4 protein-coding genes are annotated in these 1,531 nt (G+C 55.1%); all 4 read right to left on the reverse strand.

Annotated elements, in window-relative coordinates:
* Window positions 1-61: 61 nt before the first annotated feature.
* Window positions 62-457, reverse strand: coding sequence for a hypothetical protein (locus tag B5F88_RS19460; protein WP_087937050.1), 396 nt, complete (start codon window positions 455-457; stop codon window positions 62-64).
* Window positions 454-666 carry a hypothetical protein gene (locus B5F88_RS19465; RefSeq protein WP_087937051.1) on the reverse strand — a complete coding sequence of 71 codons (213 nt, stop codon included), beginning with the start codon at window positions 664-666 and terminating at the stop codon, window positions 454-456. Before B5F88_RS19465 ends, B5F88_RS19460 begins: the two co-directional genes overlap by 4 nt.
* Window positions 667-679: 13 nt before the next feature.
* Window positions 680-913, reverse strand: coding sequence for an Imm17 family immunity protein (locus B5F88_RS19470; protein WP_087937052.1), 234 nt, complete (start codon window positions 911-913; stop codon window positions 680-682).
* On the reverse strand, window positions 910-1,531 hold a 622-nt coding region (locus B5F88_RS19475; protein WP_242959900.1), incomplete at its 5' end, for a DUF2262 domain-containing protein. The genes B5F88_RS19470 and B5F88_RS19475, both read right to left, overlap by 4 nt.

The following is a 1,531-nucleotide window of genomic DNA, read 5'->3' on the forward strand; positions in this document are numbered from 1 at the left end:
TTCACATAACCGAAGTCCTTGCCGGTTCGGTCATGACCGACGGCTTCCACTTTATAGGCAGTTATGGACATTGCAGTTCCACCTCCTGAGCCAGTACAAATCCGCACAGCCCAAGGGAAGAGTCGATGACAAATACCCGGATATGCTCCCGATCCATACGCTTCCGCAGTTCCTCGATGCTGCAGCAGGCGGGAAAGCCGTAAGAGATGGTCCCACCCAGCAGGTCTTTGTACTGCTGGAAAAACCCGTCCACGGTGATCTCGTCCATACCGAAGAGGATGTTGTCCTGGACCACATTTTCAAACCAGTGGGCCAGCAGGCCGGTGAAGCGAACGGATACTTTCTCTCCGGCCTCAGTCTGGGTATCCATGTGCAGTGTGTGGGCTTCAAAGTCAGCGCAGTAGCGCAGGACTCTGTTGTCGTGCAGGCCATCAAAAGAACAAATCAGTGTACTCACAGGGATTCCTCCTCGTCCATGAGCTGCTCCTGTACCTCTTTGGGCAAATCGTTCCATAAAATGTCGTATGTAAAATCTCGAATCTCCGGATAGCACTCCCGCGCGGTCTGTTCCGCCGTCTCCCGGTCCAGGTAGTGCATCTCCTGGTGGAAAAACCAGTTGAGCTTTTCCATGAGCCGCCATAGGCGGATCTGTTCCTCTTGGGTCATAGGATATTTCCTCCTACTTGATTGCCAGCACAAGGCTCCAGACGCTCACTATAATCAGCACAATCCCCAGCAGAAAGAAGATCACCCGCCGGGAGCCACGGCCATAGCGGTGAGAGTCCGGCTTGCCGGTGGGGTCGCACATCCAGTTCCAATTCCGAATTGAGCCAACCACGGACACAATGCCCATGATTAAAGTCACCCACTCCCAGTGTTCCTGCAGAAAAGCTGTGATTTGTTCGCCGTTCATTTAGGGTTCCTCCTCACCTTATCCCTGTATATCAGCGTCAACGGGACCTTTTTCAGCGTTCCCTCCACAGTGATCACATGGCCCCAGAACATATCGTCGTCCTCATACCAGGCGGTAAACCGGCCGCCGGGAGATACTGTAAACTCAGTGAGCAGGATACGCCGGGCGAACTCATCCTCGGTAATGGGGTCTTTCTCCGGGTCCCTGTCGGTCTGGTCATTGTCCGCCAGCCACTCGTTGGCCTGAGTGGTGAGCTTCCGGGCGGCCAGCGCCCGCAGGGACCTGTCCCAAGTTTCCTGTTCCGCCAGCAGCTTTTTCATGACATTCCGCGTGCGCGTCCAAGACGCCTGATTTTCGATCTCCACATCCAGCGAGATCTGGACCTCTTTTCCCATCCATTGGCAGGTCCCGCTGAAATAACTCATTTCACGGTCCAGCGTGAGGGTCCCCAGCACTTCGTCCTTCAGAAGGACAGGCTTTGTGTATTCCGCCCAAATCTCCTCCAGTGCCGGACAGGGTACGCCTTCCTCCAGTACCTCCGTGACATACCACTGAGGTTCGTAGAGGGCATCACCTTTCCAGCCGCGGGCTTTGATCCGGTAGATCTGGCCCTTGGTA

The organism is Flavonifractor sp. An306, assembly GCF_002159455.1.
Taxonomy (GTDB): domain Bacteria; phylum Bacillota; class Clostridia; order Oscillospirales; family Oscillospiraceae; genus Flavonifractor.